This window comes from Microbacterium sp. NPDC056003 (genome assembly GCF_042274785.1).
Classification (GTDB): domain Bacteria; phylum Actinomycetota; class Actinomycetes; order Actinomycetales; family Microbacteriaceae; genus Microbacterium.
Genome location: NZ_JBHJXQ010000001.1, coordinates 1,906,291 through 1,926,097 on the forward strand (window position 1 = coordinate 1,906,291; position 19,807 = coordinate 1,926,097).

The 19,807-nt window shown below is 70.7% G+C and carries 20 protein-coding genes; 12 read left to right on the forward strand and 8 right to left on the reverse strand.

Going from position 1 to position 19,807, the window contains the following annotated elements:
• Positions 1-14: 14 nt before the first annotated feature.
• Both ACFC1W_RS08625 and ACFC1W_RS08630 read left to right on the forward strand, forming a co-directional pair.
• Positions 15-800, forward strand: a complete 786-nt coding sequence (locus ACFC1W_RS08625) for an ABC transporter ATP-binding protein (RefSeq protein WP_375991026.1) — start codon at positions 15-17, stop codon at positions 798-800.
• On the forward strand, positions 797-1,531 hold the full coding sequence (locus ACFC1W_RS08630; protein WP_375991028.1) for an ABC transporter permease: 735 nt from the start codon (positions 797-799) through the stop codon (positions 1,529-1,531). The genes ACFC1W_RS08625 and ACFC1W_RS08630 overlap by 4 nt, the downstream gene beginning before the upstream one ends.
• A gap of 46 nt (positions 1,532-1,577) precedes the next feature.
• On the opposite strand, the gene ACFC1W_RS08635 is transcribed toward ACFC1W_RS08630, so the two are convergent.
• Positions 1,578-2,018 (reverse strand): MarR family winged helix-turn-helix transcriptional regulator, encoded by a 441-nt coding sequence (locus tag ACFC1W_RS08635; RefSeq protein WP_375991031.1) that lies wholly within the window; start codon positions 2,016-2,018, stop codon positions 1,578-1,580.
• 43 nt (positions 2,019-2,061) lie between these two features.
• Here ACFC1W_RS08635 and ACFC1W_RS08640 point away from each other — a divergent pair, with 43 nt between their 5' ends.
• From ACFC1W_RS08640 to ACFC1W_RS08660, 5 genes are all read left to right on the forward strand, one after another.
• Positions 2,062-3,870: a DUF2207 domain-containing protein gene (locus tag ACFC1W_RS08640; RefSeq protein WP_375991033.1), complete on the forward strand. Its 1,809-nt coding sequence runs from the start codon at positions 2,062-2,064 to the stop codon at positions 3,868-3,870.
• A 457-nt stretch (positions 3,871-4,327) separates the two neighbouring features.
• Positions 4,328-4,882 (forward strand): alternate-type signal peptide domain-containing protein, encoded by a 555-nt coding sequence (locus ACFC1W_RS08645; RefSeq protein ID WP_375991036.1) that lies wholly within the window; start codon positions 4,328-4,330, stop codon positions 4,880-4,882.
• Between the two features lie 100 nt (positions 4,883-4,982).
• Positions 4,983-5,534 (forward strand): hypothetical protein, encoded by a 552-nt coding sequence (locus ACFC1W_RS08650; protein ID WP_375991039.1) that lies wholly within the window; start codon positions 4,983-4,985, stop codon positions 5,532-5,534.
• A 37-nt stretch (positions 5,535-5,571) separates the two neighbouring features.
• Complete coding sequence (locus tag ACFC1W_RS08655) at positions 5,572-6,465, forward strand: hypothetical protein (RefSeq protein WP_375991042.1); 894 nt, start codon at positions 5,572-5,574, stop codon at positions 6,463-6,465.
• Positions 6,466-6,476: 11 nt separating this feature from the next.
• Positions 6,477-7,202, forward strand: a complete 726-nt coding sequence (locus ACFC1W_RS08660) for a signal peptidase I (protein WP_375991044.1) — start codon at positions 6,477-6,479, stop codon at positions 7,200-7,202.
• Positions 7,203-7,212: 10 nt separating this feature from the next.
• Here the strand turns inward: ACFC1W_RS08660 and ACFC1W_RS08665 are convergent, their stop codons facing one another.
• On the reverse strand, positions 7,213-8,136 hold the full coding sequence (locus ACFC1W_RS08665; protein WP_375991047.1) for a phospholipase: 924 nt from the start codon (positions 8,134-8,136) through the stop codon (positions 7,213-7,215).
• A 251-nt stretch (positions 8,137-8,387) separates the two neighbouring features.
• Here ACFC1W_RS08665 and ACFC1W_RS08670 point away from each other — a divergent pair, with 251 nt between their 5' ends.
• Both ACFC1W_RS08670 and ACFC1W_RS08675 read left to right on the forward strand, forming a co-directional pair.
• Positions 8,388-8,729 carry an HNH endonuclease gene (locus ACFC1W_RS08670; RefSeq protein ID WP_191764077.1) on the forward strand — a complete coding sequence of 114 codons (342 nt, stop codon included), beginning with the start codon at positions 8,388-8,390 and terminating at the stop codon, positions 8,727-8,729.
• A 46-nt stretch (positions 8,730-8,775) separates the two neighbouring features.
• Positions 8,776-9,243, forward strand: a complete 468-nt coding sequence (locus ACFC1W_RS08675) for a GNAT family N-acetyltransferase (protein WP_375991050.1) — start codon at positions 8,776-8,778, stop codon at positions 9,241-9,243.
• A gap of 87 nt (positions 9,244-9,330) precedes the next feature.
• Here the strand turns inward: ACFC1W_RS08675 and ACFC1W_RS08680 are convergent, their stop codons facing one another.
• Both ACFC1W_RS08680 and ACFC1W_RS08685 read right to left on the reverse strand, forming a co-directional pair.
• The gene (locus ACFC1W_RS08680; RefSeq protein WP_375991053.1) at positions 9,331-10,143 is read right to left on the reverse strand and encodes an esterase/lipase family protein; all 813 of its coding nucleotides are present in this window, start codon (positions 10,141-10,143) and stop codon (positions 9,331-9,333) included.
• A gap of 74 nt (positions 10,144-10,217) precedes the next feature.
• Entirely contained in the window at positions 10,218-10,883 is a 666-nt protein-coding gene (locus ACFC1W_RS08685) for a TetR/AcrR family transcriptional regulator (protein WP_375991055.1), read from the reverse strand.
• A 108-nt stretch (positions 10,884-10,991) separates the two neighbouring features.
• Here ACFC1W_RS08685 and ACFC1W_RS08690 point away from each other — a divergent pair, with 108 nt between their 5' ends.
• The gene (locus tag ACFC1W_RS08690; RefSeq protein ID WP_375991057.1) at positions 10,992-12,446 is read left to right on the forward strand and encodes an MFS transporter; all 1,455 of its coding nucleotides are present in this window, start codon (positions 10,992-10,994) and stop codon (positions 12,444-12,446) included.
• 33 nt (positions 12,447-12,479) lie between these two features.
• Here the strand turns inward: ACFC1W_RS08690 and ACFC1W_RS08695 are convergent, their stop codons facing one another.
• A complete protein-coding gene (locus ACFC1W_RS08695) occupies positions 12,480-13,496 on the reverse strand; it encodes a GlxA family transcriptional regulator (RefSeq protein WP_375991060.1) in 1,017 nt (338 codons plus the stop codon).
• Positions 13,497-13,624: 128 nt separating this feature from the next.
• Between ACFC1W_RS08695 and ACFC1W_RS08700 the strand changes: the two genes are divergently transcribed.
• Positions 13,625-14,692, forward strand: coding sequence for a methyltransferase domain-containing protein (locus tag ACFC1W_RS08700; protein WP_375991063.1), 1,068 nt, complete (start codon positions 13,625-13,627; stop codon positions 14,690-14,692).
• A 91-nt stretch (positions 14,693-14,783) separates the two neighbouring features.
• On the opposite strand, the gene ACFC1W_RS08705 is transcribed toward ACFC1W_RS08700, so the two are convergent.
• Positions 14,784-15,497: a VOC family protein gene (locus tag ACFC1W_RS08705; protein ID WP_375991066.1), complete on the reverse strand. Its 714-nt coding sequence runs from the start codon at positions 15,495-15,497 to the stop codon at positions 14,784-14,786.
• A 150-nt stretch (positions 15,498-15,647) separates the two neighbouring features.
• Here ACFC1W_RS08705 and ACFC1W_RS08710 point away from each other — a divergent pair, with 150 nt between their 5' ends.
• Positions 15,648-16,481, forward strand: coding sequence for an aldo/keto reductase (locus tag ACFC1W_RS08710; RefSeq protein ID WP_375991069.1), 834 nt, complete (start codon positions 15,648-15,650; stop codon positions 16,479-16,481).
• A 48-nt stretch (positions 16,482-16,529) separates the two neighbouring features.
• On the opposite strand, the gene ACFC1W_RS08715 is transcribed toward ACFC1W_RS08710, so the two are convergent.
• Both ACFC1W_RS08715 and ACFC1W_RS08720 read right to left on the reverse strand, forming a co-directional pair.
• Entirely contained in the window at positions 16,530-18,293 is a 1,764-nt protein-coding gene (locus ACFC1W_RS08715) for a beta-galactosidase (RefSeq protein ID WP_375991071.1), read from the reverse strand.
• A gap of 97 nt (positions 18,294-18,390) precedes the next feature.
• Positions 18,391-19,737, reverse strand: a complete 1,347-nt coding sequence (locus tag ACFC1W_RS08720; RefSeq protein WP_375991074.1) for an ABC transporter substrate-binding protein — start codon at positions 19,735-19,737, stop codon at positions 18,391-18,393.
• Positions 19,738-19,807 lie beyond the last annotated feature (70 nt).

A 19,807-nucleotide genomic window follows, 5' to 3' on the forward strand; every position in this document is an offset into this window, starting at 1 on the left:
GAATAATTCATCGCGTGGTGAATAAAGCGCCGGGCCACGCCGTCGAGGTGCGCGGCCTGCGAGTGCGCCGCGGCTCGACCGACGTGTTCCGCGGCCTCGACTTCGACATCCCGCGCGGGCAGATCACCGGTCTGATGGGCCCGTCGGGCTCCGGCAAGACCACGCTCATGCGGTCGATCGTCGGCGTGCAGAAGGTGGCGGGCGGCACCGTCACGGTGCTCGGATCGCCCGCGGGAACGACGGCGCAGCGGCGTCGGGTCGCCTACGACACACAAGCCGCGTCCGTGTACGGCGACCTGACGATCGAGCAGAACCTCCGTTACTTCGCGCAGGTGATCGGCGCCCCGCGGTCCGACGTGGGACGCGTGATCGAGAAGGTCGGGCTCGAGGGCCAGGCGAAGCAGACCGTCGACTCGCTCAGCGGCGGGCAGGAGAGTCGTGTGTCGCTCGCGGTCGCGATGCTCGGGACGCCCGAACTGATCGTGCTCGACGAGCCGACCGTCGGCCTGGACCCCGTGCTGCGTGCTGAGCTCTGGGACATGTTCCGCGGCATCTCCGAGACCGGCGCCACGATCATCGTCAGTAGTCATGTGATGGACGAAGCGCTGCGCTGCGATCGGCTCATCCTCCTGCGCGGGGGCCGCATCATCGCCGACACCACTCCGCAGGGGCTGATCGCCGACACGGGAGAGACGGATCCGGATGCGGCGTTCCTCGCGCTCATCGAGCGGGATGCCGCGGGCGCCGCCGAGCACCGGCCGTCGACCCGGCGCGAGGCGCGAGACGAGCCGGGCGAATGAACGGCACGCGCACCCTCGCGACCGCGGCGCGGATCCTTCGTCAGCTGAGCCACGACCCTCGCTCGATCGCCCTCATGCTCGTGGCACCGAGCCTGCTGGTCGGGCTCTTCGCGTGGCTCTTCAGCGACCAGAAGGGCGTCTTCGACATCTATGGGCCGCCGATCCTGGCGCTCTTCCCCTTCATCATCATGTTCCTCATCACGTCGATCACCACGTTGCGGGAGCGCCGGTCGGGAACCCTCGAGCGGCTGATGACCACCCCGCTCGGCAAGGCGGACTTCATCGTCGGGTATGCGCTCGCCTTCGGGTGCATGGCGATGCTGCAGGCCGTCGTGACGGTGTCGTTCGCCGTGTGGGTGTGCGGTCTCGGGACGGACGGACCGGTCTGGCAGCTCGGGCTCGTCGCCGTGACCGACGCCGTGCTGGGGATGGCCCTCGGGCTGCTGGCGAGTGCGTTCGCACGCACGGAGTTCCAGGCGGTGCAGTTCATGCCGCTCATCGTCTTCCCGCAGATCCTGCTAGGCGGGCTGTTCATGCCTCGCGAGGACATGCCTGAGGCGCTGTACGCGATCTCGAACGTGCTGCCGCTGAGCTACGCGATCGACGCGATCAACGCGGTGACCGCAGGCGACGAGGGGTGGGACGTGTACGGCCCGCTGCTGGTGGTCGTGGCATTCCTGGTCGGCTCACTGATCCTCGCGTCGTCGACCCTCCGCCGGCGCACCCCGTAGGGGGTCAGCGACCCGGCGCACCCCGTAGGGGGTCAGCGAGGCTCGGTCAGGTCTCGGGGAGGCGCTTGCGGAGCTTGCCGGTGAGGTCGCGCAGCTGCGCGAGCTCCTCGTCGCTGAGCAGCGACATCCGCTCGGCGATCGCCCTGCCGTGCGCGCTCGCGAGCTTGCGGAAGATCGCGGCTCCGGCGTCCGTTGCGCGCACCAGCGCGCCGCGGCCGTCGTCGGGATCGGCGCACTTCTCGATGAGGCCGCGCGTCGCCATGCGCTCGACCAGCCGCGACACGCTCGGCTGGCTGATGAGCATGTTCGCGGTGACGTCGCGCAGCCGTGCGGTCATGTTCTCGGCGCGCGTCACGGTGAGCAGGACGTCGTACTCGGCCTGGCTCAGGGTGTCGTCGTGGAAGTCCTGATTGATGTCGCCGAACACCTCGTGCTGTGCCCGGAACAGGCTCTCCCAGGCGTCGATAGCGAGGCGGCGATCCGTCATGACGACAAGAGTACGACCAAAGCCGACCCCTAGGCTGGGGCGCATGGGGACTGTCTCATCCGTGTCCCGGAGGGCGCGTCCGGTCGGACGCGCGCTCGCGGTCTGGCTGCTCGCGCTCCTGCTCGGCGCTGGCGCGATCGTCGGCATCGCCGCGTCGCCCGCGCATGCCGACGTCAACGACTTCTCGTTCGAGAGTCTCGACGTGGAGTATCGACTCGACCGGGCTGACGACGGCACGAGCGTGCTCACCGTCGTCGAGCGGTTCGTCGCCGTGTTCCCCGATGTCGACCAGAACCGCGGGATGCAGCGGCGGATACCCGATTCGTACCTCGGCGCTCCGCTGCATCCGCAGCTCGTCTCGATCACCGACGGCGACGGAGCGCGGCGCGAGAGCGAGGTGGAGTCCGTCGACGACTACTACGTCATGACCTCGCGCGCCGGCGACTACGTCCACGGTCGCCAGACGTACGTCTTCACGTACACGTTGCAGAACGTCACGCGGTTCTTCGATGACACCGGTGTGGACGAGCTCTACTGGAACGTCAACGGCACCGAGTGGCAGCAGCCGTTCGGGCGGGTGAGCGCGCGGGTCACGATGCCGGCGGAGCTCGCCGACCGGCTCACGGGCGCTCAGGCCTGTTACGTCGGCTACGAGGGGTCCACCCTGACTTGCCGCATCGCGGTCGTCGACGGCGCGGTCGAGGCATCCGCTTCTCCTGTTGCTCCGTACCAGACGATGACTGTCGCGATAGGGTTCGAGGCCGGCACGTTCACCGCGTTCGACCCCTCCCCGCTTGCGTCGCCGTGGGGTTGGCTACAGGGGATCGCCGCACTCGGCGTCGGTGCCGCGGCGGTGTTCGCCGGCGTGACGCGGGCGCGCCACCTGCGCGACGAGCCCGGTCGCCCGGTGATCATCGCCGAGTACTCGCCGCCCCGCGCCGTCGACGCACTCGAGAGCGCGGTGCTGCTGGGCCTCATGACAAAGGCGATTCCCGCCGAAGTCCTCGAGCAGGCGGTGGTGGGCAGCATCCGCATCGTCGAAGGCGAGCGCAAGATGTTCGGCGGCGTGAAGCTGCGCGCCGAACTGGTCGACCCGTCGCGGGCGGACGGCGACGGGCGGATGCTGCTCGACGGCCTCTTCCCGTCGGGGATGGTCGGTGAGCAGTTCGAGTTCGGCCGCTCCGACACGCGCTTCTCGTCGGCCGCGCAGGGCATCCTGAAAGCGGCGAACCAGGAGCTGGTGAATCGCGGCTTGCGGCGTCCGGTGCCGGCCCGGGTGCGGGTGTGGCCCCTTCTCGCCGCGATCGCCGCGACCGTGGTCGTCTTCCTGACCGGATTCGCCGCGCTGGAGGCGATGGTGACCCCGTGGGTGCCCATCGTGCTGATCATCGCGTCGGTGCTCGTGACGGTCATCGTCGGAGGCATGGTCGCGCGCAAGCCGCTGACGGCCGCCGGCGCGGAGACGCGCGATCACCTCGCCGGGCTCAAGCTGTTCATCGAATGGGCCGAAGCCGACCGTATCCGCATGCTCCAGTCGCCGCAGGGTGCGGAGCGGGTGCAGGTCGACACGACCGATCCTCGGGCGATGCTGCGCCTGTACGAGACCCTGCTGCCGTACGCCGTCGTGTTCGGGCAGGAGAAGGAGTGGGCGCGCCAGCTCGCCGTGCTCTACGGCGAGGGCAACTCACCGGGGTGGTACTCGGGCTCGAGCGGCTTCAACGCAGCCGCGTTCTCGACGGGCATCTCGACCCTCTCGTCGAGCACGGCCTCGTCGTCGTCGACGTCGGGCGGATCGAGCGGAGGCGGCTCGGCCGGCGGCGGAGGCGGTGGCGGAGGCGGCGGGGGAGTCTGACCCGAGCCGCGAGCGATCTCGAAACGAACGCCCGGAACGGGCGAGAGTAAGGGCCGGTCAGAGAGGCTCCCGACCGGCCCTTGTCCCTTGCACCAAGAGTGTCCTGCAATCACATGCCGGCAGCTGCCACAGCAAAACAGCTGACCGTTGAGAGCACTCTATAACGAGAAGGTAACGGCGACAAGGGTTCGGCGTTATCTTTTCGTGATTGATCTCGAGGTCGGCGAATCCGCCGCAGAACGCGCCGGAAACCCCGCGCGATCGCCGTCCTGAGCAATCACCGTCCTCCGTCTTGCGCTTCGCCCGAACCCTCGGGGTTCTCTTGCGGAAACATTGCGGATCCCGTGCGTGAACGACGCGGTCGCTTTTCCAGACTGTTCCCATCAGGCCGCGCAACACCGCAGAGCCCCAGACCAGACGGGCCCCAGACCCGCACACATCCCTTGGGGGGAACATCATGAAGAAGTCCACGAAGGGCACGATCGCCATCGCCGCCGGAATCGCACTGCTGCTCGGCGGCGGCGGGTCGCTCGCCTACTGGCAGGGCTCGGCGCAGGTCAGCTCGGCCACGATCCAGACCGGGGAGCTGAACGTCGCGCTCACCTCGGGCGCCACCTGGCAGGTCAAGCGCGGCAGCACGACGACCGACATCACCAGCACGCTGGCCTCGTTCAAGATGGTCCCCGGCGACACCGTCATCTACACGGTGCCCTTCCAGACCAAGGCGAACGGCACGAACCTCACCGCCGCCGGCGCCATCAACTGGGGCGGCTACGCGGCCGTCCCCGCACACCTCACCTCGAGCGTCGCGGGCACCTACAACAGCACCGCGATCACCGGCAGCGCCTTCACCGTCGCGAGCGGCACGGCCGACGGCAAGCTCGTCTTCACGCTGAGCTGGCCCTTCGGCACCAGCGCCTCCAGCGACACGGCTGCCGCCACGATGAACCAGGCCTGGAACCTCGGCGCGACCACCGTGACGGTCACGCAGACCGCCAACGGCGCGTCCTGAGCCTGCTGCCCAGACAGGGAAGGGCCGGGTGCGAACCCGAATCGCGCCCGGCCTCTCCCGCCAGCTCCCCACTCACACCTCGCACAGATCGGGTAGACGGATGCCGCGCAGCAAGGTCAAGGCCCCGCTCGGGGTCGCCGGACTCCTCGCCGGCGTCGTCGCGGTCGCGGTCGTGCTGGCACCCGGCACGCTCAGCGCATTCGTCTCGAGCACCCAGACGCCCACCGTCTCGGTGTCGACGGGCGAGGCGGCGCTGACGATCACCGGCACCGGCGGCTCGAACTCGGGCGTCTACCCCGGCGGGCCTGCGCAGCTGATCGCGTCGCGCTCCATCGCCAACACCGGCGACGTGCCGCTCAGCCTGGCTTCCGCCTTCACCGCCACCGGCGGCCTCGCCACCCGCGTTGTCCTGACGGTCAGCGTCCAGACGGGTGCGTGCGCGGCCACTCCGCCCGCGACGTGGCCCGCCGGCAGCGGCCGCTGGCAAGCCACCACGGCGGCCACCACGATCGCCGTCCCGACTGCGCTGGCGGTCGGTGCCACCCGCACCCTGTGCATCTGGCAGAGCCTCGACCCGAACGCGCCGAACGGCACGCAGGGCCAGTCTGCCGCGGTGAGCGTCACGCTCACCGGCACGCAGATCGCCCCCTGACCAGCCCCACGCCCACCGCACCCAGAAGGCCCTCCCCATGACCAAGCGAGCGAAGATCCTCACCGCGCTGATCGCGGCGATCGGACTGGTCGTCATCGCGCCGCTCTCGGCCGTCGCGTACTGGTCGGTGACCGCGCCCGTCGCGCTCACGGCCACGGCGAGCACCTTCGCCGTCTCGCCCTTCTCGGTCGCCCCGGCGTCCGCGGCGTCGTCGACGAGCTTCGTCGGATGGGAGACCACCCAGTACTACGCCGCCCCGCTCGTCAACAGCGGGTCGACGCCGTGGGCATCCCACTCCGTGGCCGTGGCCGCGGCATCCGGCTTCGGTCCTGCTGCCGCCGCCACCGTACAGGTCGCGCTGACCGCGTCCGCGAGCGTCTGCCACACCGATGCGACGTACGCCGGCGTCACCGCGCGCAGCGCGCTCGCGTCCTCCTCGTGGTCCTCGACCGCGCCCGTCGCTGCGGGCGGCACCACGTACGCCTGCATCAAGCTCGTCGTCGCCGACACCGACACCCACACCCCCGCCGGTCAGGGCGCGCCCGCACCGACCCTCACCCTCACCACGACGGCGACCGCCGCGCAGCACAATTGGACCGCTCAGGAACAGGCCGAGCTCACCATGGCGAGCACCGGCTGGGCCGCGTGCTCCACGAATGGCGGCAACGTCGTCCTGACGCTTCCGAATGGCCTGCCGTCCGGCTCGTACACCGTCACGCGTGACGACACGGGCGCGGCCTTCCCCGCGAGCATCTCGCCGAACGGCAAGACCCTCACACTCTCGAACCCCGCGACCCGCGGCGTCGAGACGGCGGAGACCTACGTGTCCGTCCGCAACGCACAGGGAACGGTGGTCGCCGTCGCGAACCTCTCGTTCCGTTCGTCGTACTTCCTCGTGATCTTCTTCACCAAGAGCTTGGCATGCGCATGAACACTCTCTCGATGACCACCCTCGACGCCGTCAGCCGTCCTTCGGATGAGCGCACCGATTCGGTGACGGATGCCCCGGCCGCGGCATCCCGCTCGGGCAATCGTCGCTCCGCCGAGGAGCGCGTGTCCGTCCCACGGATGCTGCTGACCGCCCTGTCCTGGGCCGTGCTCGCCCTGGTCGCGCTGCTCGCTGTCGTCGTCGTGATCGTGCCGCTCGTGAGCGGTTCGAAGCCGTACACCGTGCTCACCGGGTCGATGGTGCCGCAGTACTCACCGGGGACCCTCGTCGTGGTGAAGCCCGCCGACATCAGCGAGATCGGCCTGGGCGACGTCATCACCTACCAGCTCGAGTCCGGCAAGCCCGACGTCGTCACGCACCGCGTCGTGGGGATCGGCGCGGCGGCCGACGGCGAACCCCTGCTCATCACCCGCGGCGATGCGAACGACGCCGATGACGCCGACCCCGTGCGCGGCGTGCAGATCGTCGGCAAGCTCTGGTACTCCGTGCCCTACATCGGCTGGATCAACAGCGTCGTCACCGGTGAAGCGCGGGCGTGGGCGCTGCCCGTCGTGGTCGCGGGACTGTTCGTCTACGGGATCGTGACGATCGTCACGGGTGTGCGCGACCGGCGACGGGCGCAGGCCGCCCTCACCCGCGGCACCCGGCGCGAGCAGCCGGGTGGCATCGGACGCGACGTCGCCGAGGAGACGCACCCGGCCGGCGACAGCGACGCCTGAAGCGTCCGGCTCAGTACCAGTCGGTCGCCTGCGAGTGGCCCCACGCACTGCACGGCGTGCCATACGCCGCGGCGATGTACTGCAGGCCCCACGCGATCTGAGTGGTGGCGTTGGTCTGCCAGTCGGCGCCCGCGCTCGCCATCTTGTTCCCCGGCAGCGACTGGGGGATCCCGGTGGCGCCGCTGGAGGCGTTGTAGGCCTGGTAGTTCCAGCCCGACTCCTTGGTCCACAGCGACTCGAGGCACGAGAACTGGTCGGCGCCCCAGCCGTACTGCGACGACGCCATGGAGCGTGCGGTCGCCTTGGCGCCCTCGGGGGTGTTCGCGGCCGCCGCGATGCGGGCGGCCTCGGCGGCGGCCTCTGCCGCCTTGCGCTTCGCCTCCGCGGCTGCCGCGGCGGCTGCGGCGGCGGCCTCCTCGGCGGCCTTCTTCTCCCGCGCCGTGTCGAGGCGGTCGCGCAGGACGCGCACGCGGTTCTCGACGTCGTCGGTGGCATCGACGAGCTTCTCGGTCACCTCGGGCAGCAGGAGCACCGGCATGAGCTCGATGTCGTCGAGCTCGTCCATGGCGTCGAGCAGGGGAGAGGTGTCGACCGACGTGTTCACCACGCCGAGGTCGAGCTTCGCCGCGGCGATGTCCGCCCCGAGCGCGCCGGCGTCGGCCAAGGCCGCGCGCGCTGCACCCACGGCGTCGCGGGCGTCGTCGCCGACCTCGCGCAGCGTCGTCGCGCCGGGGGTCGCGGCGAGCACGGCCGGGGTGGCGGCGGTGACCGGGGCGAGTGCGGCGGCGGCCGTCTGGGCGGCGAGGGCGGGGGTGGTGGCGGCGAGGGCGCTCGCGCCGGCGACGCCGACGACGAGTCCTGCCGCGATGAGGAGCGAGGTGCGGCGACGGGAACGGGGTGCGCGCGCGGGCGCGACGGAGTGCTTCTGGGGCATGGGGGAAACGCTGAATCCTTCGGTGTTGCGCGCCGGCGACGCGGCGCTGGGCATCCTCGGGTCGGACGCAAAGCACCGAGTCTGCCTCGCCGGTCTGGACGAACCCGCAGTGGAGCCTGGACGGACCATGAGAGCGTCCGACCGCGAGCGGCTGCTCACGAGGCTGTCGAAGAGAGAGATCGGAGGGAGGGATGCCGCGGCCCGCGGCATCCCTCCCCACCGCTGTCCGGCAGCCTCGGTACGCTCGTCGCGTGGCCGTCAGTCAGTCCCGCAGAGCCCGCGCGTCCCGCCGTCGCGCACGTCGCGTGGCCGCGGCCGACAACGACCTGACGGTCGACGAATGGGAGGCCATCGTCGAGGCGTGGGGCGCCTGCGCGTATTGCGGGCTGACCATCGGACCCTTCCAGCGCGACTGCGTGCTGCCCATCTCGCGGGGCGGGCGCTACACATTCGAGAACGTGGTGCCCGCGTGCCGATCCTGCAACGCGAGCAAGAGCAACGACGAGGTCACCGGCTGGCTGCGCCGCAAGCGCCTCGACGAGCGGGCGTTCCTGCTGCGGCACGTCGAGATCCTGCGCGCCTGGCGGTCGTGACGCACCCGACCGGCTCGCTCGCCCCCCGATCGACAGGAGACTTCGCATGACCGTGACCATCCGTCCCTACGAGGAACGCGACTGGGCCGACATCTGCCGCATCCACGATGCGGCCCGTCTCGACGAGCTCGGCGGCGCCGGACTGCTCGACGCGTACCTCCGACTCGAGGCGACCTATGAGAATGAGGGGCTGTTCGACGACGATGTGTGGGTCGCCGAGGTCGACGGGCGGGTCGCCGGCTTCATCGCGGGCTCGCCGGGCGAGATCACCTGGGCGTACGTCGACCCGGCGCTCTATCGCCGGGGCATCGGGCGCACGCTCGTGCAGCACGTGCTCGACCGTGCGACCGGCCCGGTCGAGCTCGAGGTGCTCGACGGCAACAGCGCGCGGGCGTTCTACGAGGCGATGGGCTTCGTGATCGAGACCACGACGACGGGCAAGCTGGCCGGCAACGAGGCGTTCCAGGCGACGGGCCACACGCTCGTGTGGCGGCCGGCCGCGGTATCCGGCTGATCCTTCGACCGCCTCGCGGTCGCGCGCCCGCCCGGCAGTCGGCCGCCGGCACCCGGCTGATCCTCGACCGCGACGACGGTCGGGTGCTCACCCGGCGGTGAGCAGGCGGATGCCCTCCAGCACGGCGGCATGCGTCTTCGGCGACCCGAGTACCCGGAAGTGGCCGGCCGTGGGCACCGCGACGTTCGTGGCGCCCTCGAGCGCGCTCCCCTCGGGGATGTGGGCGTCGTAGGGTCCGAACACCGACACGATGCGCCCGTTGATCGACGTCTCGCGCCCCAGCATCACGATGGTCTCGTCGCCCGGGAGGAACGCGCGGATGCTCGGGTCGACGAACAGGCGGGCGCGGCGTGCGCCCCCGAAGGGCGTGGCGACCGCGACCAGCCCCAGCACTCCCATCGGCGGTCCGCCGGTCTCGGGCGTCGCGCTCGCCGCGGCTTCCGCGGGATCGCCGCCTGTGGTCGCCTCGACGGCGGCGGCTCCGGCGGCGCCGGACGTGACGAGCAGGTGCTTGGCGATCAGTCCGCCCTTGCTGTGCGCGACGAAGACGCGTCCGCTCGCCGGTGCGGGTCGCGCAGAGAGGAGCCGCCCCAGCCGCTCGGACGTGTCGGGGATGCTGCGGCGGTTCATGCCCAGTCCGTGCACGACGACGATCCGGTGCCCCGCGGCGGAGAGCGCGTCGCCGAGCGGCCGCAGGAACGTCCAGTGCTCGTACACCCCGGGCAGCAGCACGACCTCGGGCAGGCCCGGCGATCCGTGCGCCCAGGCGGCGGGCGCGGGCCGTGGCCGGCCGAAGGTCCACGGCAGCGATACGACCGTCAACTGTCGCCGGGCGGCGTAGAGGTAGTCGGCGGCCCACCACAGCGCTCGCCGCACGGCGCCGGGGCGGTCACCTGTCATTCGCTCTCCTCGTCCACTCCGAGTGTCGTCCCCAGGGAGGGCGGGAGGCAAGGGCGAGCGGATGCCGCGGCCGCTCAAGACGCGGCCGGTGCGGCGCCGACCGGCTCGGTCGTGCCCCGCACCCCGACGATCGCCGCTTCGACGACCGCCGCCGCGAGGGCGTCGATGACAGGTGCGGGCTGCCACTGGACCGGGCCGTGGACGGCGATGTCGGCGAAGCCGTGCACGGCCGACCAGCACGCCCACTCGGCGTAGGGGCGCCGCTCGGCGGAGAGCGCACCCGTGTCGACCATCGCGTCGAGCGTGTCGAGGAGCAGCTGGAACGGGGCGACGACCTCGTGGTCGAGGGTCACGATGCCCTCGCCGGGCTGCGGATCCTGCGTCGCGAAGGCCAGCTCGAACCAGCCGCGCTCGGCGCGGGCGAAGTCGATGTACGCCAGGCCCACGCGCCGGAGGCGCTCGACGGATGCCTCAGCGGCCGAGAGTCCGGAGGGGGTCGCGTCGACGCGCTCGAGGATCGCGCGGGCGAGGGCGGTCTGCGCCTCGGCGGCGACCGCCCGGACGAGATCGTCGCGATCGACGAAATGCCGGTACGCGGCGTTGGGCGAGACGCCGACTCCGCGCGTCGCTTCGCGCAGCGAGATCGCCGCCGGGCCGCCTGTGCGCGCGAGCTGAAGACCCTGGTCGACCAGTGCACGTCGGAGGTCGCCGTGATGATAGGGCTGCGTCGCCGCGACCATTGCATCGCCCCCCTGTGATGTGTACGGTGTGAACATCGATGTGCACGGTGTCCACATCGAGCCTACCGCTCCGCCGGCGCCGCCCCACGACACGCGAGAAGGAAACCCATGAGCCAGCCGTCCGCTGCGACGCAGGAGAGCGACGACGCCGTGCAGGTACGCCCCGGCCCGCACACGATGCGCGCGTTCTACCAGGTGCTCGCCAACACGGCGGTGGCCAACGTCACCTCGAGCTATCTGTGGTGGGCGCTGACATTCTGGGCCTACCTCGAAACACGGTCCGTGCTGGCCACCGCGATCATCGGCGGCTCATACATGCTGCTCGTCGCGGTGCTCGGCGTGGTGTTCGGCGTGCTCGTCGATCACATGAAGAAGAAGGCCGTCATGGTGTTCTCGAGCGTTGTGACGCTCTCGACTTACCTGATCGCCGGCGCGCTCTACCTGGCCTTTCCCGAGAGCGTGCTCATCGACTGGGGCGGCCCGTGGTTCTGGGTGTTCGCCGGCGTCATCCTGATCGGCGGCGTGGTCGAGAACCTCCGCAACATCGCCCTGTCGACCACGGTCACGCTTCTCGTCCCCTCCGACCGGCGGGATCGGGCGAATGGTCTGGTCGGCGCGGTGCAGGGCATCGCATTCATGGTGACGAGCGTGTTCTCGGGTCTGTCGGTCGGCCTTCTGGGCATGGGCCCGACCGTCGTCATCGCCATCGTGGCGACGGCGATCGCGCTCACCCACCTGCTGTTCGTCCCGATCCCCGAGCGCGGTGTCGCGCACGTCGAGGGCGCAGCATCCCGATCAGCCGGCTTCAGGGGCGTGATCCCCGCCGTCCTGGTGGTTCCCGGCCTTCTTGCACTGATCCTGTTCTCGACCTTCAACAACCTGGTCGGCGGCGTCTTCATGGCGCTCATGGACCCGTACGGACTCGAGCTCTTCTCGGTCGAGATCTGGGGCGTGATCCTCGGCATCACCAGCATCGGCTTCGTCATCGGAGGCGGGCTGGTGGCCAAGTTCGGCCTCGGAAAGAACCCGGTGCGCACGATGCTGCTCGTCAACGTCGGGATCGCGGTCCTCGGCATGACCTTCGCGATCCGCGAGGTCTGGTGGCTGTACGCCCTCGGCATCCTCGTCTTCATGTGCCTGATGCCGATCGCCGAGGCGTCCGAGCAGACGATCGTGCAGCGCGTCGTGCCGTTCGAGAAGCAGGGTCGCGTCTTCGGGTTCGCCGCCAGCGTCGAGTCGGCAGCTGCGCCGATCTCGGCCTTCCTCGTCGGCCCGCTCGCGCAGTTCTGGCTCATCCCGTACATGGACTCGGCCGCCGGCCAGGATTCCCTGGGCTGGCTGCTCGGACCAGGCGAGGCCAGGGGAATCGCGCTGGCCTTCGTCGGTGCCAGCGCCGTGCTGCTGGTCGTCGTGCTCCTGGCGTTCACGTCGAAGCCCTACCGCCAGCTGTCCGAGGCCTACGCGACGGCGCCGCCGTCTCTGCACACCGACGACGAGAGGGGAGCGGATGCCGCGGACGTCGACGTCGCGGCGACGCCGGGCCTGAAGGGGATGTCGGGGTGACGACCGGCGCTCCGGCAGCCTCACGCTCGCTCATCACTCCGGGGTCGTGATGAGCGGCACCCGGTAGCGCTTGCGGTACGCCGCGGGCGTGAGCCCGGTGACCCGCTTGAAGAGCCTCCGGAAGAAGGCGGCGTCCTCGTAGCCGACGTGCCAGCCCACGGCCTCGACCGACTCCTCGGTGCGTTCGAGGCGACGCTTGGCCTCCTCGACGCGGATGCGCTGGACGTAGGCGAGCGGACTGACTCCGGTCGCCTCGGTGAAGCGTCGCTTGAACGTGCGCTCGGCCAGTCCTGATCGCACCACCATCTGCTCGACGGGGGTGGCGACCGAGTAATGGGTGCGCAGCCAGTCCTGCGCGTCGGCGACGACGGCGTCGCCGTGACCGGATCTGCCGGTGAACACCATGTACGGGGCGAGGCCGTCCTGGTGCCACTGCAGGGCGAACACGCGGGCGGCCTCCTGAGCGACGGATGCCCCGGCGAACCGCCCGGTCAGATAGAGCACCAGGTCGTGCCACGTCGTCGAGGCGCCCGAAGTGATGAGCTCGTCTCGATCGCCGGCCACCATGAGTGCACGTTCGGGGTGGATGCGCACCTCGGGGTGCGCGGTCTGCAGGTGCGGGGCGTAGTCGTAGTGCACGGTCACATCGCGGCCGTCGAAGAGCCCGGTCTCGGCGAGCAGGAAGATGCCCGAGCATGCCGAGCACAGCAGAGCGCCCTGCGCGTGCATGCGCCGGGCCCAGGCGACGAGTTCGGGGTACCTGTCCCGCTTCCAGCCGCCAGGGCCGAGGACGATCGACGGCACGATGACGATGTCGGTCTCGTCGATGTCGGCGACGCTCTCGGCGACGGGAACCGGCACACCGCTCACGCCCATGAGCGGCCCGGCGTCGGCGCCCACGATGGTCGCGTGGAACGGCGGCGGGGCGTCGGTGCCGCCGATCCCCATGAGCGCGAAGGAGTTCAGCACGTCCAGCACACCGAACATCGTGGCCACCCCGGTGTCGGGCAACGCGATGACCGACACACTCAGCGTGCGTTCGGCGGCCATGGATCCTCCTCGATTCCACATGGTGGCACGAATGGACCGAACGAGGGTGCGGATGCCCCTGAACGCGGGGACGCGGCATCCCGAGCATGGAAGGACACCGATCGAAACGGACCCGGAAGGACCGACCTATGACAACGACAACCGTGGATGAGACCGCCCTGCAGGCGTTCGTGCTGAAGGCCGTCGACGACCTCGCCGCAGGCTACCTGGGCGTGATGGTGAGCCTCGGATCACGGCTCGGGCTGTACCGCGCGCTCGCCGAGAGCGGGCCCCTGACCTCCGCCGAACTCGCGGCCCGCACCGACTGCGCGGAGCGCTACGTGCGCGACTGGCTCGCCTCGCAGGCCGCCGGCGGGTACGTGGTCTACCACGCCGAGAACGCGACGTTCGAGCTGACCCCCGAGCAGGCGCTCGTGCTGGCCGACGAATCGAGTGCGGTCTACCTGCCGCCCGCATGGAACGTGCCCGCGGCGATGTGGTCGGATGAGGCGAAGGCACTCCACTCCTTTCGCACCGGCGAAGGCGTGGCGTGGGGGGATCACGACCCCCGACTGGCGCACGGCACCGCCGCGTTCTATCGCAACGGTTACCGTGCGAGCCTGACGTCGCAGTGGCTGCCCGCGCTCGAGGGCGTGGTCGACGCGCTCGAGAGCGGCATCGCGGTCGCCGATGTCGGCGCCGGCCACGGGCACACCACCGTGCTCATGGCCGAGGCGTTCCCGAACTCGCGATTCCACGGGTACGACAACCACGCGCCGTCCGTGTCGGAGGCTCGTCGCAACGCCCGCGAAGCAGGTGTGCAGGATCGCGCCGTGTTCTCGCACGTCCGCGCCGACGAGTACGAGCCGCTGGGATTCGGCCTGATCTGCTTCTTCGACTCGCTGCACGACATGGGCGACCCCGTCGGCGTCCTCCGGCACGCGGCGGAGGCGCTCACTCCCGAGGGCACGCTGCTCCTCGTCGAACCGAACGCGGCTGACCGTCTCGAGGACAACCTCTCGGTGGTCGCGCAGACGTACTACGCGGCGTCGAGCATGATCTGCACCGCGCACTCCCTGTACGACGGCGGGCAGCTCGTCCTCGGTGCCCAGGCCGGGCGGCTGCGCCTCGCCGATGTGCTCCATGAAGCGGGCTTCTCGCGGGTGCGAGTCGTCGCGGAGACGCCGTTCAACCTCATCATCGAAGCTCGGCGCTGACGTCGAGGATCCGGCCGCGGCCTCCCCCTCAGGGAGTCCGCGGCCGGACCCGTCGCGGACGGACCCGTCCGGGACGGAGCCGGCTCGGCGCTCAGCCCTCCTCGCCGTCCTCGAAGTCGGCCCACGCGGCGACGTCGATGCCGTGGTTGTCAGGCGAGGCGATCGTCCACCAGTGGGGTGCGTTCGACCGCGCGATCCGTCCACCCGCGGCGACGGCCGCTGCCACCCGGGCCTCGGCGACGTCGCGCGGGACGGACACGTCGATGTGCGTGCGCCCGCGCCCGGGCTTGGCCGGATCGAGCGGGTGGAACCACAGGTGAGGGCCACGGCGCAGCGGGTCGGTCGCGTCCTCGTCGCCGTTGTTCTCGTAGCCGAGCGCAGCCGCCCAGAAGGGACGCGTGTCGACCCCCTCTCCCTCCGCGACCGCGATGCCGACCGTCTGGAGGTGCGAGGGATCGGGTTCGAGGCCGAGCCCGCGGGCTGCTCGCGAGATCGCGGCCGCGAGCTCCGCATCGACCGGGCTCAACGCGCCGTCCATACGCGAGAACGTGCGGACGGTGACGCCGTGCGGCCGGACGTCGACGTCGGGCTCGTGCCCGACCTCGTCCACCACCTCGGCGATCGCGGCGACCAGCGCAGCGGCCTGCGCGAACGACGACGTCGAGTAGTGGACGTGCGCACCCCAGAACAGCACCCGCCAGTCCTCGACGCCGGGGGAGTCGTGGAACTCCTTCGCCGTGACTCTCGACCGCGGCGGGGCCGCGGCATCCGCTTCGTCGCGTTGCTCGCTCTGTGCGTCGGTCATCGTCGTCCTCCGTCTCGTGTGCGGCGTGCGCCCGCCGAGACGATAGCCGCGGGCGCCGACACCGGCAACCGCAGGCCCGTCGACATCACGCCCCCACGCCGCTGCAGAGACCTCCGCCCGGCAGCGCCCGGAGCACGGCAGGATGGATCCATGATCGCCATCCCCAGCGTGACCCTGAACGACGGCACCGCTTTCCCCGAACTCGGGCTCGGCACCTACAACCTCCGCGGTGAGGAGGGGATCGAGGCGATGGTCGAGGCCGTCGGCGCCGGGTACCGGCTGCTCGACACGGCGGTCAACTACGAGAACGAGCACGAGGTCGGCGAGGCGGTGCGCCGCAGCCCGGTTGCCCGCGACGAGCTCATCGTCACCTCGAAGATCCCCGGTCGTCATCATGGGTTCGAGCAGGCGATCGACAGCATCCAGGGCTCGCTGGGACTGCTCGGGCTCGATCGCATCGACCTGCAGCTCATCCACTGGCCGAATCCGAGCGTCGGCAGGTACGTCGACACCTGGCGCGGGATGATCGAGGCCCGCGAGCGCGGCCTGGTGCGCTCGATCGGGGTGTCGAACTTCACCGAGGCGATGCTGACCGAGCTCATCGACGCCACCGGCGTCACGCCCGTCGTGAACCAGGTCGAGCTGCACCCCTACTTCCCGCAGGCGGCGTTGCGCGCGTTCCACGCCGAGCACGGCATCCGCACCGAGAGCTGGAGCCCCCTGGCCCGCCGGAGCGAGCTGCTCACCGAGCAGCTGCTTCAGGAGCTCGCCGTCGTCCACGACGTCACGCCCACGCAGATCGTGCTGCGGTGGCACGTGCAGCTCGGCAGCACCCCGATCCCCAAGTCGAGCGACCCGGACCGTCAGCGCGAGAACGCCGACGTGTTCGGATTCACGCTCTCCGACGATCACGTCGCCGCGATCTCGGCGCTCGAGCGCGGTCGCCTGTGGGACGGCGATCCCGAGATCCACGAGGAGATGTAGCGCCGGCGCACGCACGCCGGCCGAGCGGATGCCGCGCCCGCGACCCGCTCAGAAGTCGGTGTGCCCCAGGTCGGGCCATGGCACGAACTCGACGTCCGCGGAGCCGGACTGCAGCTCGAGCACGATGATCTCGTTGGTGCCCGCGCGCAGCGCCCCCGCGGGCACGTAGAGCGTGTGCTGCGGTCCGCGCGACCAGTAGCGGCCGAGGTGGAACCCATTGATCCAGACGGAGCCCTTGCCCCATGCGCGCGTCGCAAGGTACAGATCGGCGGGCTGATCGAGCGCGAACGCCCCCACGGCGAACGTCGCCCCCGGGATCGCCGGCAGCGCCGGATCGATCGGGGACGCGGCATCCCGCACCGCCGTCAGGTCGGTGAGATCGAGCGCTGCCGCGCGCCATGGCCCGAGCGGGCGGCCGTTGAGGGCAGCGGGGGCGATGAGGCCCTTCGGCTCGCCGATGCGCGGGCCGTAGTTGACGCGGCCCTGGTCTTCGAGCACCACCTCGAGCGTGCCGCGCGCGTCGGCCGGAAGGGCGAGCGTGCGGTCGTGGTGGTCGCGGGCGAGAACGCCGATCGGGCGCCCGTCGAGCCACACGAGCGCGCGGTCGCGCACCTCGCCGAACTCGAGGACAGCAGGACCGGTCGCGTCGATCTCGGTGCGGTACATCGCGAGGCCCTCGTAGCGGCCGAGGGCCTCCATCGTCGGGACGTCGGCGTGCGTCGACCAGTCGCCGAGCGCGTCGGCCACGGCAGAGAGTGGAACGGTGCGGGTGAGCCGGGTGCGAAGAGCGGGGGCAGCGGATGCCTCGGCCGGCGCCTCTGCGACGGCCTCGGGGTTGTAGCGGCGCAGCACCTCGCGGAAGGCCCAGTACTTCGCGGTCGGGTGTCCGGCCTCGTCGAGCGGGGCGTCGTAGTCGTAGCTCGTCACGATCGGCTGGTAGACGCCCTTGTCGTTGGCGCCGTTCGTGAAGCCGAAGTTCGTGCCGCCGTGGAACATGTAGATGTTCACCGAGGCGCCCGCGGCGAGGAGATCGTCGAGGTCCTTCGCCGAGTCGGCGACGGACGTCGTGTGGTGGTGCGCCCCCCAGTGATCGAACCAGCCGTCCCAGAACTCCGAGCACATGAGCGGTCCGGTCGGCTGGTGCTCGCGGAGCGTGGCCAGTCGTTCGACCGACCGAGAGCCGAACGACGCGGTCTTGTGCAGGCCGGGGATGCTGCCGCCGTCGAGCATCGCGGGTTCGGGTTGGTCGACGGTCGTGAGCGGCACGGTGATGCCGATCGCGCGGTTCAGGTCGACGAGCTTCTCGAGGTAGACGGGGTCGGAGCCGTACGCGCCGTACTCGTTCTCGATCTGCACCAGGATGATCGGCCCGCCCCGGTCGATCTGCCGGGGGACCAGCACCGGCGCCAGCCGGCGCAGATAGTCCTCGACGGCGGCGAGGTACTGCGGCTCGTCGCGGCGCACGCCCACCGACTCCGAGGCGAAGAGCCAGGCGGGGAGGCCGCCGTTGGTCCACTCCGCGCAGATGTACGGGCCGGGCCGGACGATCGCGTACATGCCCTCGGCGGCTACCTCGTCGAGGAAGCGGCCGAGATCGAGGCCCCCCGTGAGGTCGAACTCGCCCGGGCGCGGTGCGTGGGCGTTCCAGGCGACGTACGTCTCGATGGTGTTGAGGCCCATCTGCCGGGCCTTGCGGATGCGATCCCGCCACTGGTCGGGATGCACCCGGAAGTAGTGCAGCGCCCCGGCCAGGATGCGCAGCGGCTTCCCGTCGAGCAGGAAGTCGTCGTCGCCGATGCGGAACTCGCTCATCGAACCGTTCTCTCGTGTCGTCCGTGCGGGCGCGGTGTGCGCCGGAGGGCAGGGGAGCGGAGGCGGCGTCCCCAAGGGCCGCCGCCTCCGCCAGGCGTCACTCGACGGTGAAGCCCTGCTGGTTGCCGTAGTCGACCAGCTGGTCCTGCCACGCCTGCAGACCCTCGTTGAGGTCGCCGGAGTTCAGGTAAGACTGGCCGACGGTGTCGCCGAAGATGCTGTTCGCGTACACCTGGTAGGGGAGGTACTGCCATCCGCTCGGCACGTTCTTCGCGGCCTCCACGAGCACTTCGTTGATCTTCTGGCCGCCGAAGTACTCCGACTCGGCGTTGAGGAACTCGTCCGACTCGAGCTCGGCGGTCGTCGCGGGGAAGCCGCCCGACGCGAGGAACACCTCGATCGAGGCCGGGTCCGAGTTGAGCCACTTGAGGAACGCCGCCGCGAGGGCCGGGTTCTTGCTCTGCTTGAGCACGACCTGGCCGCCGCCGCCGTTCTCGGCGGTCACCGGGGTGCCGTCGTAGGTCGGCATCGGAGCCACGCGCCAGTCGCCTGCGGCGTCCGCGACCGACGACTCGAGCACGCCGGGCATCCAGGCGCCGGTGAGCAGGGTGGCGATCGTGCCGTCGCCGAGGGCGCGGTACCACTCGTCGCTCCAGCCGGGCGTGTCGGAGAGCAGGCCGCCCTCGACGAGGCGGTTCCAGCTGTCGGCCCACTTCTTCGAGCCCTCGTCCTGCAGATCGATCGACACGTCGGTGCCGTCGGCCGAGAACGGGCGCCCGCCCGCCTGCCAGATCATGCTCGTCGTGAAGCCGGCGTCGCCGGTGTCGGACGTGATGAACTTCGTCGGGTCGGCCGCATGCAGCTTCTCGGCTGCCGCGACGTACTCGTCGTAGGTCGTCGGCACCTCGATGCCGAACTCGTCGAAGACCGCGGCGTTGTAGAACATCGCCATCGGGCCCGAGTCCTGCGGCAGGCCGTAGACGGCGTCGCCCACCGTGACCGCGCCCCACGGGCCGGGGGTGTACTGGTCCTCGAGGTCGCCGAAGCCGTACGGCGCGAGGTCGACGAGCGAGTCCGACAGCGCGAACTGCGGGATGGCGTAGTACTCGACCTGGGCGACGTCGGGCGCACCCGAGCCGGCCGTGATCGCGTTCTGGAGCTTCGTGTACTCCTCGGTGTTGGTGCCGGCGTTGACGAGCTTCACGTCCACGTTCGGGTAGGCCTCTTCGAACGCCGCTACCTGCGCTTCGGCCGAGGGCGTCCACGACCAGTACGTGAGCTCGCCGCCCTCTTCGAGCGCCGCCTCGAGCTCGTCGGCGCTGCCGCCGGCGGCCGGGCCGTCGCCGCCGCCGGCGCAGCCGGCGAGGGTGAGGCCGAGGGCGAAGACGGATGCTGTGGCCACCGCGACCGTGCGGAGGCGACGAGACCGTGTGATTGTCGACATCGGTGTTCCTTTCATTGGTTCAGTGCGTTGCGGAGCGGGTGGGCTGTGGGCCCGTGGGAGCGGATGCGGG

Coding starts and splice junctions, on each gene's coding strand:
- ACFC1W_RS08635 (WP_375991031.1), bottom strand. CDS start 2,018: ATGACGGATCGCCGCCTCGCTATCGACGCCTGGGAGAGCCTGTTCCGG.
- ACFC1W_RS08690 (WP_375991057.1), top strand. CDS start 10,992: ATGAGCCAGCCGTCCGCTGCGACGCAGGAGAGCGACGACGCCGTGCAG.
- ACFC1W_RS08655 (WP_375991042.1), top strand. CDS start 5,572: ATGACCAAGCGAGCGAAGATCCTCACCGCGCTGATCGCGGCGATCGGA.
- ACFC1W_RS08675 (WP_375991050.1), top strand. CDS start 8,776: ATGACCGTGACCATCCGTCCCTACGAGGAACGCGACTGGGCCGACATC.
- ACFC1W_RS08640 (WP_375991033.1), top strand. CDS start 2,062: ATGGGGACTGTCTCATCCGTGTCCCGGAGGGCGCGTCCGGTCGGACGC.
- ACFC1W_RS08650 (WP_375991039.1), top strand. CDS start 4,983: ATGCCGCGCAGCAAGGTCAAGGCCCCGCTCGGGGTCGCCGGACTCCTC.
- ACFC1W_RS08695 (WP_375991060.1), bottom strand. CDS start 13,496: ATGGCCGCCGAACGCACGCTGAGTGTGTCGGTCATCGCGTTGCCCGAC.
- ACFC1W_RS08710 (WP_375991069.1), top strand. CDS start 15,648: ATGATCGCCATCCCCAGCGTGACCCTGAACGACGGCACCGCTTTCCCC.
- ACFC1W_RS08685 (WP_375991055.1), bottom strand. CDS start 10,883: ATGGTCGCGGCGACGCAGCCCTATCATCACGGCGACCTCCGACGTGCA.
- ACFC1W_RS08665 (WP_375991047.1), bottom strand. CDS start 8,136: ATGCCCCAGAAGCACTCCGTCGCGCCCGCGCGCGCACCCCGTTCCCGT.
- ACFC1W_RS08645 (WP_375991036.1), top strand. CDS start 4,328: ATGAAGAAGTCCACGAAGGGCACGATCGCCATCGCCGCCGGAATCGCA.
- ACFC1W_RS08700 (WP_375991063.1), top strand. CDS start 13,625: ATGACAACGACAACCGTGGATGAGACCGCCCTGCAGGCGTTCGTGCTG.
- ACFC1W_RS08680 (WP_375991053.1), bottom strand. CDS start 10,143: ATGACAGGTGACCGCCCCGGCGCCGTGCGGCGAGCGCTGTGGTGGGCC.
- ACFC1W_RS08720 (WP_375991074.1), bottom strand. CDS start 19,737: ATGTCGACAATCACACGGTCTCGTCGCCTCCGCACGGTCGCGGTGGCC.
- ACFC1W_RS08715 (WP_375991071.1), bottom strand. CDS start 18,293: ATGAGCGAGTTCCGCATCGGCGACGACGACTTCCTGCTCGACGGGAAG.
- ACFC1W_RS08705 (WP_375991066.1), bottom strand. CDS start 15,497: ATGACCGACGCACAGAGCGAGCAACGCGACGAAGCGGATGCCGCGGCC.
- ACFC1W_RS08630 (WP_375991028.1), top strand. CDS start 797: ATGAACGGCACGCGCACCCTCGCGACCGCGGCGCGGATCCTTCGTCAG.
- ACFC1W_RS08660 (WP_375991044.1), top strand. CDS start 6,477: ATGACCACCCTCGACGCCGTCAGCCGTCCTTCGGATGAGCGCACCGAT.